Raw genomic sequence first — 17031 nt, forward strand, 5'->3', positions numbered from 1 at the left:
CACTGCTGCCTCCCGTAGGAGTCTGGGCCGTGTCTCAGTCCCAGTGTGGCTGATCATCCTCTCAGACCAGCTACCGATCGTCGGCTTGGTAGGCCATTACCCCACCAACTACCTAATCGGACGCGGGCCCCTCCTTCGGCGATAAATCTTTCCCCAATCGCCTCCACAGCGGTTGGGCTCATCCGGTATTAGCTCCAGTTTCCCGGAGTTATTCCGAACCAAAGGGCAGGTTCCCACGCGTTACTCACCCGTGCGCCACTAAGGCCGAAGCCTTCGTTCGACTTGCATGTGTTAGGCATGCCGCCAGCGTTCGTTCTGAGCCAGGATCAAACTCTCAGGTTCTGTGCGGTATCCCATCAGCCGTTGCCGGCCAACGAGAACCTCGACGGAAACCAACCTTAGTCGGCACCTCAGACCCAAGTCCGTTCCTGTTTCCCCCGTCGCCGGAGGAACATATTCAGAGCATGTTCTTAAGATGCGCTTCGATCGTTTCCATGTTGTGCCCGTACTGGACCCAGCATCGGAACCGCCGTCTGCGCATCCCTTCTCAAGACGTTCACTTGTTCAAGAACCCGTGGGCCAAACGCGAAAACGCGCAGACACCACAACCCCATCCTCGGCTGATCCCCTGAAGGACCAACCCATACCCGGACGGGAAGGGCAAATTCCGTGTCGACCAGGGCCGGAGCCCCAGGTCCGCAACTCCTGAACTCACCGGCGGAAACCGCCAGAACTCAGGGATCGCTTCGCCGTCGCGCCGTTCGTTGTCGCCCGCCGCGTCGGTGAACGGGGTTATAGAGAGACCAGCCGGGGCTGTCTACAGAAATCTTGCAGCCTCATGACGTTTTTCGGCAGACACCACAATCCCTATGCAATCCCTATATATGCTCGCGCGGGCGCGTGGATAAGGGGCCGGAAGCGACCGTCTTGCCCCAATTTCGCCATCACCGCCGGATATGAGCCGCCCCATCGGCGGTACCCATCCTGCCCTGCCGGTCCACGGACTCAAATGCCGCAACCTTTCAAGTCCTATTAACACCCCGTACGTAGGATGTTCCCGTTGACAGTGGCAATCGGGTCACGCGAGGATTGGCCTAACCGATGGCTGGGTGTTCCAGCGCCGTTTGGCGGCGCGCACCAGTTCCATCGGACGAGAAGAAGCTGGGGCGTTACGACCTGCCGATCCCCGGGGCACCGGACCGGATCTCGGCATTTCCAGTCGTCAGTTCCTCTCCCCCATCATGGGCCTTCCCCTTTGGGACCAAGGCGATGATGAGGACTTTCATGGCGCTTGTCCGCCATGGGAAGGCCGTTCGGCAGGGCGGCCCGTCGACACCGTGCCTGTGGCCTGGGTTCAGGCCGCGGGAAACAGCGCCCGATGGGGCCCCGTAAAGGCTTGAGGTTGAGGTTGTGACGATGCGTGTTGGATTGGGGGAGTGGGGGCATTGCTGAAGCGGATCGCCGTGACGTCGGCTGTCGCCCTCGCCCTGGGTGGCGTCGTTTCCCTCGCGTCGTTGGACGACACGGGCTCCGTCGCCCTGGCGCCGCAGGCGCTGCCGCCGGCCCCGCCGTCGGACGTGGACCCGGAGTTGGCCGCCGCCGCCGCCGAGGCCCCCAAGGATCAGCAAGTTCCTCAACAGGTGGCCACCGCCGCGCTTCCGCCCGCGCCGACCAAGGCCCCCCTCTCCGTCGACCCGGTGGAACGCCGCCATGTGAGCGTCGGGCGTGGCGACACCCTGATGCAGGTGCTGATGGATGGCGGCGTCCCCGCCGACAACGCGCAGAACGCCGTGAGCGCCCTCAGCGCCGTCTATGACGTGCGCCGCATGAAAGCCGGCCAGGGCATCACCGTCCTGTTCGACCACAGCGAAGGTGACAAGTTCATCGGCCTGGAGTTCCAGCCGGCCGCCGAGCGCGCCGTGTCCGTGGCCTTCAACGGCTCGCGCTACCAGGCCCGCCAGATCGACAAGCCCCTGGAGAAGAAGCTGGTGGCCGCCCGTGGCCGCATCACCAGCAGCCTGTCGGAAGCGGCCAGCGCCGCCGGCGTGCCCTATCCGGTGCTTGACGCCTTCATCAAACGCTATGCCTACGATGTCGACTTCCAGCGCGACCTGCAGCCGGGCGACACCTTCGAAATCCTGTTCGAGCGCTATTACACCCCCGAGGGGGAAGCCGCGCGCGACGGCGACATCCAGTTCGCCTCGCTGACCTTGTCGGGCAAGGAAAAGGCCATATACCGCTACCAGGCCGCTGGCGGCACGGCCGACTATTACAACGCCTTGGGTGAAAGCATCCGCCGCGCCATCCTGCGCACGCCCATCGACGGCGCCCGCGTCACGTCCGGCTATGGGATGCGCATGCATCCGGTGCTGGGCTACAGCAAGATGCACAAGGGCAAGGATTTCGGCGCCCCGGTGGGCACCCCCATCTACGCCGCGGGCGACGGCGTGGTGGAACAGGCCGGCCCGTTCAGCAGCTATGGCAACTATGTCCGCCTGCGTCATGGCAACCAGATGGAAACCGCCTACGGCCACATGAGCCGCATCGCCAAGGGCCTGCGCGCCGGCATGCGGGTGGCGCAGGGTGAGGTGATCGGCTATGTCGGCGCCACCGGCCGCGCCACCGGCCCGCACCTGCACTTCGAGGTGCTGCGCGGCAACCAGCAGATCAACCCGGACAGCAAGGAGGCCAAGATCGAGGCCGGCCGCAAGCTGGACGGCAAGGATATGCGGCAATTCCAGACCATCGTCGCCCAGGACCAGGAGGCCTTCCGCGACATGCAGGAGGGCACCACCATGGTCGCCGCCAAGCTGGGCGCCGGCCACGTGGTCCAGGCCGCGGTGAAGCGGCATTAAGCGCAGGTGGCGGGCGGGCCCCTCCGGGCCTTCCTATCCCTACCCTCCAGCTGGCTCATAAAAAAGGCCGGCCTCGCAAGAGGCCGGCCTTCGTTGTTTGGGTGGTCCCACCAACGGCATGAGCCGGGGAAGCCCCCTCAATGCACCGTCGGGACTTGCCCCCAAAGGCTGCCGCCAGCGGGGGGAGGTTGCAGGGCTTCACCGTCCAACACCAGGCCTTCGGGCCCGGCGGAAACGGTGATGGCCTGCCCGTCCTGGATACGGCCTTCAAGGATACGGGTGGCCAGCGGGTTCTGCAGTTCCCGCTGGACGACCCGCTTCAGGGGCCGGGCACCATAGGCCGGGTCGTAGCCGGCATCGGCCAGCCAGCGCAACGCCGCGTCGTCCAGGTCCAGGGTCATGTTCCGTTCCGCCAGCATGCGCCGCAGACGGCCCAGCTGAATGTTGACGATGCCCGCCATGTGCGGCCGCGACAGCCGGTTGAAGATGAGGATCTCGTCCAGTCGGTTCAGGAATTCCGGCCGGAAGGAGCCCCGCACCACCTCCATCACATGGGCATGCGCCGTGGCCACCGCCGCCACGTCGGCCCCGTCGGGCAAGCCGGCCAGCGCCTCCGACCCCAGATTGGAGGTCATGATGATCAGCGTGTTGCGGAAATCCACCGTGCGGCCCTGGCCATCGGTCAAGCGACCATCATCCAAAACCTGCAGCAGCACGTTGAAGACGTCGGGATGGGCCTTCTCCACCTCGTCGAACAGCACGACCTGATAAGGCCGGCGGCGCACCGCCTCCGTCAGGGCCCCGCCCTCCTCATAACCGACATAGCCCGGAGGGGCGCCGATCATGCGGGCGACGGAATGCTTCTCCATGTATTCCGACATGTCGAGGCGCACCATGGCCGTCTCGTCATCGAACAGGAATTCGGCCAGCGCCTTGGTCAGTTCCGTCTTGCCCACGCCGGTGGGCCCGAGGAACAGGAAGCTGCCAATGGGGCGGTTGGGGTCCTGCAGGCCGGCCCGGGCGCGGCGCACGGCGTTGGACACGGCGACCACCGCCTCCTCCTGGCCCACCACCCGGCTATGCAGCTTGGCTTCCATGCCCAGCAGCTTCTCGCGCTCCCCCGTCAGCATCTTGTCGACGGGGATGCCGGTCCAGCGGCTGACCACGGCGGCGATGTCGCCGTCGCGGACCTCCTCGTTCAGCATGCGGCCACCGCCGGCCTCCTCGGCCGCCTTCAGCTTGCGCTCCGTCTCCGGAATGACGCCGTAGGTCAGCTCGCCCGCCCGCGCCCAATTGCCGGTGCGCTGCGCCTGCTCCAACTCGGCCCGGGCCTGCTCCAAGCTTTCCTTCAGCTTTTGCGAGCCGGTCAGGGTGTCCTTCTCCGCCTGCCACTGGGCGGTCAGCTCCCCGGATTTCTCCTCCAGCTCCGCCAATTCCGCCTCAAGCCTGGCCAACCGGTCCTTGGAGCCCTGGTCGGTTTCGCGCTTCAGCGCCTCGCGCTCGATCTTCAGGCGGATGATCTGGCGGTCCAGCTCATCGATGGCTTCGGGCTTGCTGTCCACCACCATGCGCAGACGGCTGGCCGCCTCATCCACCAAGTCGATGGCCTTGTCGGGCAGGAAGCGGTCGGTGATGTAGCGGTTGGACAGAGTGGCCGCCGCGACGATGGCGCTGTCGGTGATACGCACGCCGTGGTGCAGCTCGTACTTCTCCTTCAGGCCGCGCAGGATGGAGATGGTGTCCTCCACCGTCGGCTCCGACACGAAGACGGGCTGGAAGCGGCGGGCCAGGGCCGCGTCCTTCTCGATGTACTTGCGGTACTCATCCAGCGTGGTGGCACCGACGCAGTGCAGCTCGCCACGCGCCAGCGCGGGCTTCAGCATGTTGGACGCGTCCATGGCCCCGTCCGCCTTGCCCGCCCCCACCAGGGTGTGCAGTTCGTCGACGAAGACGATGATCTCGCCGGCGGCGGACTGGATTTCCTGCAGCACGGCCTTCAGCCGCTCCTCAAACTCGCCGCGGAACTTGGCGCCCGCCACCAGGCCCGCCAGGTCCAGGGCCAGCAGGCGCTTGTTCTTCAGGCCTTCCGGCACGTCGCCGTTGATGATGCGCTGGGCCAAGCCCTCCACGATGGCGGTCTTGCCCACGCCGGGCTCACCAATCAGGACGGGATTGTTCTTGGTGCGGCGGGCCAGCACCTGGATGGTGCGGCGGATTTCCTCATCCCGGCCGATGACGGGATCCAGCTTGCCGTCGCGCGCGGCCTGGGTCAGGTCGCGGGCGTATTTCTTCAGGGCGTCGTAGCTCTGCTCGGCCGAGGCGCTGTCGGCCGTGCGACCCTTGCGCAGGGCGTTGATGGCCTGGTTCAGGGCCTGCGGCTTCGCCCCGGCCTCGGCCAGCACCTTGGCGGCGGCGGTGCCTTCCGCCATGGCCAGCGCCAGCAGCAGGCGCTCGGCCGTCACGAAGCTGTCGCCCGCCTTCTGGGCCAGTTGCAGGGCGCTGTCGAACACCTTGGCCAGGTCGCGGTGCAGGCTGATCTGCCCGGCACCGGGGCCGGAGACGACGGGCACCTTGGCCAGCGCCGCCTCGACACCGGACAGCGCGCGGGCCGGATCGGCGCCGGAGGAGCGCAGCAGGTTGGCCGCCAGGCCTTCGCTGTCGTCCAGCAGCACCTTCAGCAGGTGTTCAGGGTTCAGGGTCTGGTGGCCGCCGCGTAGCGCCAGCGTCTGCGCCGCCTGCACGAAGCCACGGCTGCGCTCTGTGAACTTCTCGAAGTCCATCGTCAAAGCTCCTAGTGTCCGCCAGATCGTCCGCCAGGCAGCCCGATCCAGCCTTGATCCACGACAATTGTGCGATCCGAAGGATGCACCAGCGATATGGGGCCTTGGAATACGCCCCGCAAGCCCATCCGCCCCCCATCCCTACATCTAATTACCCCCTGTCCGTCCACCGCCTTGCGTTGACAAGCGGCGGGGCTGATCCCTTACAGTGAGGGCATGACGACCACCGTTTCCATTCTGCATTATTTCCCCGTCAAAGGGTTGTCGCCCCAGACGTTGGAGTCCGTGACTCTCACCCCGGGCGAGGGCGTGCCCCAGGACCGGCGCTTCGCCATCAGCCATGGCGCCACCACCTTCGACGCCCTGGCACCCGCCTGGCGGCCCAAGAGCAACTTCCTTGCCCTGATGCGGGATGAACGGTTGGCCACCCTGGACGCCCGCTATGACGCCACCAGCTGCACGCTGGTGCTGCTGCGCGGCGGCAAGCCGGTGGCCCGTGGCCGCATCGACACACCCACCGGCCGGCTGCTGATCGAACAGTTCCTGGCCGCCTATATGAAAGACGCGGCCGTTCCGCCGCCCTACAAGATCATCGAGGCGCCGGGACACATGTTCAGTGACATCGCGGAAAAGGCCGTGTCGCTGATCAACCTGGCCAGCGTCAAGGATCTGGAGCGGGTGGTGCAGGCCCCCGTGGACCCCCGGCGCTTCCGCGGCAACCTGCTGCTCTCCGGCCTGGCGCCCTGGGCGGAGAAGCAGTGGGTCGGCAAGCGCCTGCGCGTGGGCGCAACCCTGCTGGAAGTCTTCAAGGACATCCGCCGCTGCGCCGCCACCGAGGTGAACCCGGTGACGGGGGAACGCGACATGGCCCTGTTGAAGGCGTTGATGAACGGCTATGGCCATGTCGATTGCGGCGTCTACGCCCGCGTGATCGAGGGCGGCACGGTGAAGCCGGGCGACGCGTTGGAATTGGTCGAAAGCTGAAGAAGCGCCGCCAACTTCCTCAGCGCCAGTCTTGCCGTTTCCCCTCAATCGCCGGGCGCCAGCATCCGCTGGCTTGGCTCTCCTCGTTCCGCTCCTTCGGTGCTCACTCCGGCGGATGCGGTCGCATCCGCTGGCTGGGCGCTACGCACCAAGCAGGGTGGCCAGTTTCTTTGGTGCCACGGCCTGATAGCTCTCTTTCACCCAGCCCCGCAGCAGGTCCAACGGCACGTCCTCTCCCGCCGCGAATTTGGCGGTGACCCAGCCGGCGCGGCCCAGGCCATAGCCGGTGGCCGCCACGTTGGGCATATCCAGCGCGAAGGGGCCGGAGCGGGGCAGCTTCACCGTCACATGGCAGCCCTCACCCGCCTCCCGCCCCAGGAAGACGAAGATCTTCTGGCGCACCTTCACCACCGTCTCTCCCCAGGGGTGATCCTCCCACGCCTCGGGGTAGGTAAGGGCGTGGGCCAGCAAGGTGTCGAGGGCACTCACGGCTTGGGCTCCTCCGCCGGCGCAGGCGCGGGCGGGGCCACCGGCAGGTTCTCCGCCTTCCAGCGCATGGCGCGCAGGATGCGGTTGTAGCCGGAGGGATGGTCATAGAACACGATCTCCTCCCACGTGCCCGGCGCCAGCTTGCGGTATTCCGCCAGCTTCAGCGCCGTGGTGGCGAAGCCGTCGGGCTCCCGCGCCAGGTTCAGGCCGAAGGCGTCAGCCTCCACCTCCTGCGTGCGGATGAGGGTGTTGAGCACCGGCGTCAGCACAAAGAAATAAGCCGTGAACAGGGCGAGGACCAAGGGCAGGCCCGCCACGTCGCCCAGGCCGCCGACGCCCCAGCGCCCACCCCGCGTCAGCCGGGCGTAGGCCCAGTCCACCACCAGGAATCCCACGAACATCAGGATGCCGAGATAGGCCACCAGGACAAAGACATGGTGCAGGACGTAATGCCCCATCTCATGCCCCATCACCGCCTTGATCTCCGCCAGCGAACAGCGCCGCAGCAAGGTGTCGGTCAGCGAGATGCGGGTGGTGCCGAACAGGCCGCTGACATTGGCGCTGATCTTGTCGGATTGGCGCGAGGCGTTGAATTCATAGATGTCCGTGGCCGGCACCTCGTTGGACCGGGCCATGGACAACAAGGCCTCGCGCACCGGGCCGGCCTTCATCGGCTCATATTTGTTGAACAAGGGCGCCAGGAACACGGGCGTCACCACCACGATCACGGTCAAGGCCACCACGGTGCCGGCGGTGGCCCATATCCACCACCGCTGGCCCAGCCGCCGGACGATGGCGTAGAGCCCCCAGACGATCAAGGCGCCGAACACGCAGGATATCGCCAGCTGGATCAGCTGGTCGCCGAACCAGTCCAGAAAGGTCTGGTTCATCAGGCCGTACCGCCGTTCGCGGAAATAGTCCGCATAGGCGACGAAGGGCAGGCTCAGGACATAGTCGATGACGGTGTAGGCGACGAAGAACAGGGGCGTGGCGAAGCGACCGAACCGCCCCAGCCCGTCGCGCAGGCGCCAGGCCAGGCCGCCCGCCAGGAACAGGGCCGCGATCGCCAGCGACACCAGGAAACGCCAGAGCTGCAGCCAGTAGCCGCCCTCGAAATAGGCGTTGGATTTGGCCCGCGCCTCGGCCGGCACGCTGTCGATATAGGCCTGTGTCGCCGCCAGCGGGTCGAAGTCGGCCGCGTGCGCCGTTCCCGATATGAGGAAGACGCCCAGCGCCACCACCCCCATGACCATGCCGACACGCGCGGCCCTCACGCCCCCGTCTATCATGCCCCACCCCGCTCCCATGCCCCCAGCCCACGGCCGGAGCCCATTGACCTACAGCCTACGACCCGGAGCGGCGGTTGGACAGGACCAGTTTGGTCCAAAATCAAGGGGCTTTGGGCAGGCGCGACTCCGGCGTCGGCGGGGCCAAATCCTCATACAGGCCCTGGGCCTCCGGCGCCGGCCCCCGGCGGGTGCCCAAGGCCCGGACCTTGATGACGCGGATATGGTTGCCCAGGGGGAAGGTCAGCACGTCGCCCGGCCGCACGGTATGGTGCGCCTTGGTGATGGGTGTGCCGGCGCAGCGGATGACGCCCGACCCGCACAACTTGGCCGCCAGGCTGCGCGACTTCAGGAAGCGGGCGTACCATAGCCATTTGTCCAGGCGCAGCCGCCCTTGGGCCAGGTCGGCCGCGTCCTCATCATCGCCGACGCCACCCTTGACGCCGCCGCCCTTAGACATGCCCCGCCATCGCCGCGATCATCGCCATCATCAAGGCGCCTCCACCAAGGTTCGAAGAATGCTGAACGGGTTGTCGCTGGCCGGCAGGACCGGCAGGGGCCTCTTGCCCGCCGCCAAGGGTGGTGGGGCGGATATCGGCGGCATCGCCCTGGCCGCCTTGGGCCGGCGGCGCACCCAGGGTGCCGCCTCCCCCTCCCCCGCCGGGCGGCCCGGGCGCCAGCCCAGGGCGGACATCAGCGGCGTCACCTCCGCCCGGGGCACACCCAGGCTGAGCACCAGATCATCCACCGTCGTCAGCGGCCCGGCCTTGGCCCGACCAGCCAATGATTTCTCCAGCCGGTCCACCATGTCGACGCGGATGGCGCGGGCCCCCAGGGGGATGTAGCCGATGGCCGCCAGGAAGTCCGCCGGCAGGTCACCGGCCGGCAGCGATACGCGGCCGGGCGCCGGCACGTCGAGCACCCTGCCGCGCGCCACCGACCACAACTGGCCCCGCAGCGACACGGCCGCCGGCCGTGTCAGCGCCGCCAGGAACACCTGGCTGAAGCCCAAGCGCAGGCCCAGGGCCGCCAGGCGGCGCCTATCCTCCCTGGTCAGGCCGGCGATCAGCGGTTCCAGCGGCGCGCGCGGCAGGCCACCCAGGGCCTCCGCCACCTGGAAGGCGATGCCCCGCCCGGCGCCGGACAACTCCCCACCGTGAACGACACCACCCCGCGCCGCCGCCGCCAACGCCACCAGCGGCGCCAGCACCCGGGCGACATGCGCCTCCATCCAACGGGTGAGGCGCGCCCGCACCGGCTCCCGCTGGCCGGTCTGCAGGAAATCGTCCCCCAGCAGGCGCACCAGCGGCGCCAGGGGCGTGGGCCCGGGCACCAATTGGCCGACGACGGCGCCATCCCAGTGGAAGGCGCCCGCCGCGTCCAGGATGATGGCGGAGTCCGGCGCCCCCTCGAACGCGCGCACGCGCTGGGCGATGACGTCGGCCAGGGCGCGACGGGCGGCGGTGGTGATGGCCTTGGCGTCCGCCGCCGGCACATCGGCGTCCAGTTCGAACGTCACCCCCCGCAGCCGGCCCACCGGGTGGCCCTCCACCATCACGCGGCCCTCCCGGTCGACGGCGCCCATCAGATCGCGGCCATCGGCCAGGCGCTTCACCAGCCCGGCGGAGCGCTTGTCGACAAAGCGCTGGGTCAGGCGTTCGTGCAGGGCGTCGGACAGCCGGTCCTCAATGGCGCGGGTGCGTTCCTGCCAATGGGCGGCATCCTCCAGCCAACCCGGCCGGTGGGAGATGTAGGTCCAGGTGCGGATATGGGCGATGCGCGATACCAGGGTGTCGATGTCCCCCTCCCCCCGGTCCAGGCGGCTGACCTGGGCCGCCACCCAATCCTGCGGCAGGGTGCCGGCGGGCCCATCCCGCAGATGGCGGAAAATCTGCGACAGCAGGCGGGTGTGGGCGTCGGACAGCACCTTGCGGAAGTCCGGGATCTGGCAGACCTCCCACAGCAGCCGCACCGCCAAGGGGTTGTTGGCCAGCCGCATCAGGTCGGCATCCTGTGCCAGCGCCTGCAGGGCCAGATGGTCGTCCGCCTCGCGCGCGCGGATCAGCACGGGCGACGGCGCCCCTGCCTCCAGCGCGCGCAGCAGGGCCTGGGGGCTGCGGAAGTCCAGGTCGACGTTGCGCCACATCAGCGTCTTCAACGTCTCGAACTTATGGTTTTCCACCGCGTCGATCAGTTCGGGATCCAGCGCCGGCGCCTCGTCCGTGGTGCCGAAGGTGCCATCGGTCAGGTGGCGGCCGGCGCGACCGGCGATCTGCGCCACCTCCGGCGCCCGCAGGCGCCGGGGCTGCTGGCCATCAAACTTGGACAGGCGGGCGAAGGCCACATGGTCCACGTCCATGTTCAAGCCCATGCCGATGGCGTCAGTGGCCACCAGGTAATCCACCGCCCCTTCCTGGTAGAGCTGCACCTGGGCATTGCGGGTGCGGGGGCTGAGCGCGCCCAGCACCACCGCCGTGCCGCCGCGCGTGCGCCGCAACAGCTCCGCCAAGCCATAGACATCGGCGGCGGAAAAGGCCACCACCGCCGCCCGGGGCGGCAGTTTGGTCAGCTTCTTGTGCCCGCTGTAGGTCAGGCTGGAGAAGCGGGGGCGCGACACGAACTCCGCCCGGGGGATCAGCTTCTGAAGCAGCGGCCGGATGGTGTCGGAGCCCAGGAACATGGTCTCGTCCGTGCCGCGGGCGTGCAGCAGCCGGTCGGTGAAGATGTGGCCCCGCTCAGGATCGGCGGCCAGTTGGATTTCGTCCACCGCCAGGAACTGAACCACATGGTCCAGCGGCATGGATTCCACGGTGCAGATCCAATAGCGGGCGCCGGGAGGGATGATCTTCTCCTCCCCCGTCACCAGGGCCACCTGTGCGGCACCCTTGGCCCGCACCACCTTGTCATAGTTCTCCCGCGCCAGCAGGCGCAGGGGGAAACCCATCATGCCACTGGCATGGGCCAGCATGCGTTCCATGGCCAGATAGGTCTTGCCGGTATTGGTGGGGCCCAGCACCGCCACCACCCGCCCGCCGGGCAACGCGCCCACGCTGTCGGCGCCCCGCTTGTGCGGCAGGGGGGGCAAGGGCGAAGGCGGCGGGCGGGAATGGTCGCTCATGGCTCTCAGTGTTGGGGCAACGGCCCCCGAATACAAGACGGGGCGTATGGCGAAAGGGGCACGGGCGCCGTGCCATCAACCCGGACGGCTGGCGCCTGTTCCGGAACACCCGCGATTGGCCCTCTCAAACTGGACCTGGAAAAAATCCGGCCGCAATGCGGACATGAAGCGGAATCATCCTTATATAAGGCACCCTCACACAGTGCACCGGCCGAACCGCCATACCGCTTGATTCCGCGTCGACCAGGCGTATCACCCCGCATCACACCGCCCCGTTGGGAACCCATTCATGCCCGTCCGCGACCGCCTTGCCGCAACCCGCCTTCTATCCTCGGCCCTGTTGTCCCTCGTGCTGGCAGGCCCCGCTTGGGGTGCGCCGGTGACGCAGGAGGGGGCGGCGACACTGGCCCGGCTGGCGGAACAGCAGTTGACCAAGCCCGCCAACCCGCACAAGGGCGACAGCCTGCGCCTGACGTTGAATGGCCATGCCAGCGCCGTGCGCGACGGCGACCATTACCGGCTGAGCCTGCCGGGGGCGCAGTTGCACCTGGGTGACGACACCGTGCTGGACCTGGAAACCCTGGTGCTGGCCGTCACCCCCACGGCCGACGGCCATTGGGACGCCACCGGCGCCCTGCCCAGCCCCATGGGCGTGTTCGACGCCCAGGGCATGCGCATCGGTGAAGTGCGCCTGGGCAGCCAAGCGCTGCATGCCCGCTGGACCCCCGATTTCCAGACGGTGGACCTGCTGGACGCCAAGGCCACCGACATCCGCTTCGTCCCCCGGCCCGGCCATGGCGCCGTGCAGATGGACAATCTGACCGTGCGCTTCATGCCCGAGGCAGAGGCGCGCGGGCGGTGGAGCGGCCCGGTGCGGATGGAGGTGAACAAGCTGGTGACGAAGACGCCGGACGGGGCTGAAGAGACCCGCCTGCTGCGCGGCCTGCTGGCCATCGACGTGACCGACTTCAACATGGCGCAGGGCGCCCTGCTGCGCGTGGGCGGCGGCACGGACACGGGACCGGCCGGCGCCGTGCTGTCGCGCATGAAGGGCACCTTCAGCCTGGACGGCTATGCCAGCCATGATGAGGAAGGCCGGCCTTATTCCCTGAAAAGCCTGAACGCCACCCTTACCGCCGACAGCATGGACGGCGACCACGGCGTCCTGGCGCTGGATTACACCCATCGGGGCCTGAGCAAGCCCGCCGCATCCGGCCAGGCCGACCCCATCCCCGACCGGGGCGACCTGCACCTGAAGATCACCGACCTGCCCGCCCGCACCCTGGCGGAGGCCGACTGGACCACCTTGCCGGCCGACGACAAGCACCGCAACCGGGCCATCAAGGAACGCACGCTGGCGGCCCTGGGCCAGGCCGGCAGCCATTTGACCATCGACAAGCTGGACTTCCAGGCGCCGGACGCCGCCCTGGTGGGCAACGCCGCCCTGGCCTTCGACGCCGCCAACCCGCGCGGCCTGACGGGAACCCTGACCCTGCTGATGCGCGGCCTGGACCATCTGCCGGCCAACAGTGTCGGCAACGGCCCCATGCTGGGCTTCTTCGCCCTGCAATCGCTGGGCGCGCCGGATGACAAGGGCCGCCGCTTCAGCCTGGATTTCCGCCCCGACGGCCATGTGAAGCTGAACGGCAGCGATGTCACCCTGCTGATGACCGGCCTGGCCAAGCTTCCCTGATACGTTGTGTGGACGCCCCCGCTTGAACAAGGTGGCGGTGCGAGATTTCCGGAGAGCCGAAGGCGGACGGAGAGCGAGGATCGGCCAAGCCGCCGGGGGATGCGGCAGGCCGCCGCATCCTTCGCCCGGACGAAAATCCTTCCCTGAATGCACGCATGCGGGCAAGACAGATGCATTTCTGTCTGTCTCGTGCGGAGCATCATGGCACGCCATCGTCCTTTCTTCGCCCGCGTGGTCCCGGCCTTGCTGACGGCGGTCATCATGGCGCCCGCCTTCACCATGCCGGCGCGGGCCGCCGCCCCGGCCACGCAGACGGCGGCTGACGCCTTGGCACAGCGCATCAACGACCAGCTGCGCGGCAATCCGCCCGCGCCCGGAAGCCGAATGGGGCTGACGGCTGGTACCGCCAGCGTCACGGCGGAAGGGGATCACTACGTCCTGACCCTGACTGGCATGGAGTTCGGCATCCCCTTCGGAATGGGCACCATGGCGGGGGCGCCCGCCGGTTCGCCCGCAGAAACAGGAAAAACGAAGGACGGCGCCGCTGCCCCCCATCCCACACAGGTGGGCACCACGGTGCGTGCCGGCACCATCACCGTGACGCTGCGGCCGGGCGCCCATGGCAACCTGGTCGGGGACGGCATCCTGCCATCAACCATAACCATGAGCAGCTGGGCCGGCGATTCCGACGGCCGGATCTTCCTGGGACACCCCTACCTGCACCTCACCTTGCGCCGGGATTCCCGCGCGATCGACACCGCCGACCTGTCGGCCAGCGACGTGCGTTTCCACGATGGCCACGACATCCTGATTCTGAGCCTGGGGTCCCTTGCCGCCCATTGGGTCATGGACAACACGCGGGCCGTGAATAACACGGATCCGAACCGGCTGGAGATCAACGACCTTACATTCTATGCCAGCGCCATCTCGGCCGACGCACCGCACCCTTGGTTGCACTTGGATCACCAGACCCTGCTGAGCACCCGCGCGGCTGTGGCCACGCCCGACCCGGCCAACCTCCTGCGACTCCCCATGCCGGCCAACGCCACGGCGCGCGCCGACCTGCAGGGACTGACCGTCATGTCCCAAGCCACACCCGGCACCCCACCACGCACGACCTTCCTCATGAAGGCCGCCTCGCTTGAATTGGATGAAAAGGGAATGACCGGCGATCGGGCAACCATCGTCCTTGGCGTGCACCACGAGGGCCTGACGCTGCCCCCACCCGGCACGCCCGTTCCCGCGCCCCCGCAAAGCGTGGGTCCTGGGGCGTCCGCCCCGTCGGCCGAGACCGCCCCCCACCCGCAAGCGGGCATGGCCCCCCTGATCCCCACCAGCGCCAGGGTGCACCTGACCGTGACCGATGTTCCCTTCCGCACCCTCCTGAACACGTCGGTGGAGTTGAACGCCACCCCGCCGGCCACCATGGCCGAGCAGCAGGCGCGCAGCTTGGCCGTGATGCAGCGTAGCCTGAAGGCCTTGGGCCAGGCGCATACCCGGTTGGCCATCGACGGCCTGGACCTGCAGTCGTCCACCCTGGCGTTGGCCGGCACCGGCGCCTTCCTGTTCGATGAGGCCTCGCCCTGGGGCATCATCGGCACGTTGAGCCTGGTGCTGCGCCAGTTGTCACCTGGAGAGGGGACAGAGCGCACCCCCCTGGCCATGGCCGCCATGCTTCAGGCCCTGGGCGCGCCGGGTAAGGATGAGAAAGGCCAGGCCATCCACCGCTATCTCCTGGAACTGGACAAGGCCGGCCACATGCTGATGAACGGGCGGGACATGTCCCAGCCCGTGCAGATCAAGCCGGCTGGCCCCCGCCCCGCCGCTCCGCCCCCGGTACACCCTGCGGGCGCCACCCCCGGCTGAAATAAAAAATACACTTACATTCCATCCCCTTGGGGCATAACTCTTCCCGGCTCTGACGAACGGCGATAGATCGCTGTTTTTGTTCAGGAAAATACCCGGTAAGAAGAGAGAGCGGCCAACGTGGCGGAAATTGATATCTCCATCGTCATCGTGGCCGTGGCGTCATTCCTGTGCGCACTGGGCTGCGGGCTCCTGTTCCATGATCATCCGATCTGGAAGTGGATCGACATCGTCTATTATTCCCTGAGCGTATTCGGCGTGATCCTGCTGTTCGTGTCGGAAGACCTGAACCGCGCCATGCTGAAAATCCAGGAGAAGGAGCGGGACATCGACCGGCACTGGGCCGCCCTTTCCGGCGGTGGCCTGCCGACATCGCCGCTGTTGACCCCATCCTCCCCCGACCATTGGCGCGCCAGTTACGAGGCGCTGAAAGCCGAACAGGATCTGGGGGAGTTGTGCCGCCAGGCGCCCAGCCTGGACTGCGCGCCCCACACCAGCCACGCCACCTTCATCAACCGTGACTTCCAGCGCTTCGACGCCGCCCTGGCCACCGTACCGGCCGACCGGGCGCGCAAGGAGGAGGATTTCTGCCAGAGGGCCTATCAGTTGGTGGACCATCTGGCCCTGAACGGCGGCGTGGGCACCGACGGCTACGCCCTGGTGAAGCAGTGGCTGCTGGCGGCGGAGCGCTATGAGGCCTCGGCCCTGGAAACCGCCGCGCTGGCGGAAGCCATCGGCGCCAGCCATGACCGCATCCTGGCCGCCGCCCCCACGGAGAAATACGCCGCCGTGGAAAAGCTGCTGGGCTCGGAAGGGACGTTCGCGGAGGAACTGTTCACCCTGCTGTCCTTCTGCGCCGCGCGCCCGGCCGACGCCACCGCCAAGCAGCACCATATCGACCTGCTGCAATCCGTGAAGGAAGCCCGGCATGAAACACCGCCGGAGGTGCAACAGGCCATCCGCGAGGCGGAACAACTGGCCACAGCCACCTTGCCGCAACGGCTGTCGCGTTTCATCCGCCTGAACCTGTGGCCCTTCATCCTGACGCTGGCCCTGGCCGGCAAGTTCGGCAAGGCCGTATCGGGCTTCGGCGGCCTGCGGCGGTACCGTGTGTCGGCTTAGCGCTTATCCACCATGGGCACAAACGCGACGGCCAGCAGCGGGCGTTCACGCACGCGGCCGTCGCGCCCCTTTTCCACCAGGCACAACTGTTGCGGCCCGTCCACCGGCCCCACGGGCAGCAGCAGCCGGCCGCCGGGCCCCAGCTGGTCCACCAGGGCCGGCGGCACGGACGGGGCGGCGCAGGCCGCGAGGATGGCGTCGAAGGGGGCGGCCTCGGGCCAGCCGTCATGGCCATCGGCCACCCGGATGGTCACGCCGGTGAGGCCCAAGGCCCGCAGCCGCCGCTCCGCCGCCCGCGCCAGGTCCGCGATCACCTCCAGCCCAAAGACCCGGGCGCCCAGGCGCGCCAACACCGCCGTCTGGTAGCCGGAGCCGACACCGACCTCCAACACCCGGTCACCCACCCGGATGTCCAGCAATTCGGTCATCAGCGCCACCAGCGAGGGTTGGGAGAGCGTCTGGCCCGCCGCCAGCGGCAGCACCTGGTCACGGTAGGCGTCAGCCGCCCATTCGGGCGGGGTGAACAGTTCCCGGGGGACGGCTGTCAGCGCTTCGGCGACCCGGGGGCCCAAGGCGGGCAGGCCCAGGGGACGTTCCGCCGCCATGCGCCTCTCGATGGTGGCCACCAGGGCCTCACGCTCCGCCCGCCGCGCCGCCATGTCCACCGGCGGGACCTTCCGTACGCCGCGTCCAAACCACGCCATGACTCGCCCCCGGTAGCAGGGCGCCCCTGGGACACCCGGTTTTCGCGTCCACCCCAACGGAGGGGCTTGCGTCCAGCGTGCCGGCCCCTCATATCGGGGCGCGTCGGCCGGCCCATCCATGGGCGGCCGGCGGA

Annotated in this window: 11 protein-coding genes and 1 rRNA gene; 5 read left to right on the top strand and 7 right to left on the bottom strand. The window is 68.1% G+C overall.

From position 1 onward, the window contains the following. Positions 1-342 (bottom strand): 16S ribosomal RNA (locus FHS74_RS19660); the annotation flags it as partial. Positions 343-1436: 1094 nt separating this feature from the next. On the opposite strand from FHS74_RS19660, the gene FHS74_RS19665 reads away from it, so the two are divergent. Next, on the top strand, positions 1437-2855 hold the full coding sequence (locus tag FHS74_RS19665; RefSeq protein ID WP_184803850.1) for a peptidoglycan DD-metalloendopeptidase family protein: 1419 nt from the start codon (positions 1437-1439) through the stop codon (positions 2853-2855). A 137-nt stretch (positions 2856-2992) separates the two neighbouring features. Here FHS74_RS19665 and clpB read toward each other — a convergent pair whose 3' ends face one another. Continuing rightward, positions 2993-5635: an ATP-dependent chaperone ClpB gene (gene clpB, locus FHS74_RS19670; protein ID WP_184803853.1), complete on the bottom strand. Its 2643-nt coding sequence runs from the start codon at positions 5633-5635 to the stop codon at positions 2993-2995. 216 nt (positions 5636-5851) lie between these two features. Here clpB and FHS74_RS19675 point away from each other — a divergent pair, with 216 nt between their 5' ends. Beyond that, positions 5852-6619: an MOSC domain-containing protein gene (locus tag FHS74_RS19675; protein WP_184803856.1), complete on the top strand. Its 768-nt coding sequence runs from the start codon at positions 5852-5854 to the stop codon at positions 6617-6619. 141 nt (positions 6620-6760) lie between these two features. Here FHS74_RS19675 and FHS74_RS19680 read toward each other — a convergent pair whose 3' ends face one another. The 4 genes from FHS74_RS19680 to FHS74_RS19695 all read right to left on the bottom strand — a co-directional run bounded on the left by FHS74_RS19680 (position 6761) and on the right by FHS74_RS19695 (position 11371). Further along, entirely contained in the window at positions 6761-7108 is a 348-nt protein-coding gene (locus FHS74_RS19680; RefSeq protein WP_184803859.1) for an MmcQ/YjbR family DNA-binding protein, read from the bottom strand. Further along, positions 7105-8382, bottom strand: coding sequence for a M48 family metalloprotease (locus FHS74_RS19685; RefSeq protein WP_184803862.1), 1278 nt, complete (start codon positions 8380-8382; stop codon positions 7105-7107). Before FHS74_RS19685 ends, FHS74_RS19680 begins: the two co-directional genes overlap by 4 nt. Positions 8383-8497: 115 nt before the next feature. Beyond that, the gene (locus FHS74_RS19690; RefSeq protein WP_184803865.1) at positions 8498-8854 is read right to left on the bottom strand and encodes an RNA-binding S4 domain-containing protein; all 357 of its coding nucleotides are present in this window, start codon (positions 8852-8854) and stop codon (positions 8498-8500) included. Positions 8855-8884: 30 nt separating this feature from the next. Further along, complete coding sequence (locus FHS74_RS19695; protein WP_425491347.1) at positions 8885-11371, bottom strand: helicase-related protein; 2487 nt, start codon at positions 11369-11371, stop codon at positions 8885-8887. Positions 11372-11801: 430 nt separating this feature from the next. Here FHS74_RS19695 and FHS74_RS19700 point away from each other — a divergent pair, with 430 nt between their 5' ends. The 3 genes from FHS74_RS19700 to FHS74_RS19710 all read left to right on the top strand — a co-directional run bounded on the left by FHS74_RS19700 (position 11802) and on the right by FHS74_RS19710 (position 16193). Then, positions 11802-13205: a hypothetical protein gene (locus FHS74_RS19700; protein WP_184803871.1), complete on the top strand. Its 1404-nt coding sequence runs from the start codon at positions 11802-11804 to the stop codon at positions 13203-13205. A 201-nt stretch (positions 13206-13406) separates the two neighbouring features. Continuing rightward, entirely contained in the window at positions 13407-15071 is a 1665-nt protein-coding gene (locus FHS74_RS19705) for a hypothetical protein (protein ID WP_184803874.1), read from the top strand. Between the two features lie 120 nt (positions 15072-15191). Beyond that, positions 15192-16193, top strand: coding sequence for a hypothetical protein (locus FHS74_RS19710; RefSeq protein ID WP_184803877.1), 1002 nt, complete (start codon positions 15192-15194; stop codon positions 16191-16193). On the opposite strand, the gene FHS74_RS19715 is transcribed toward FHS74_RS19710, so the two are convergent. Next, positions 16190-16897 carry a protein-L-isoaspartate(D-aspartate) O-methyltransferase gene (locus FHS74_RS19715; RefSeq protein WP_211106428.1) on the bottom strand — a complete coding sequence of 236 codons (708 nt, stop codon included), beginning with the start codon at positions 16895-16897 and terminating at the stop codon, positions 16190-16192. The two genes, FHS74_RS19710 and FHS74_RS19715, sit on opposite strands and share 4 nt — an antisense overlap. Positions 16898-17031: the final 134 nt, after the last annotated feature.

Source organism: Nitrospirillum iridis, assembly GCF_014205765.1.
Classification (GTDB): Bacteria; Pseudomonadota; Alphaproteobacteria; order Azospirillales; family Azospirillaceae; genus Nitrospirillum; species Nitrospirillum iridis.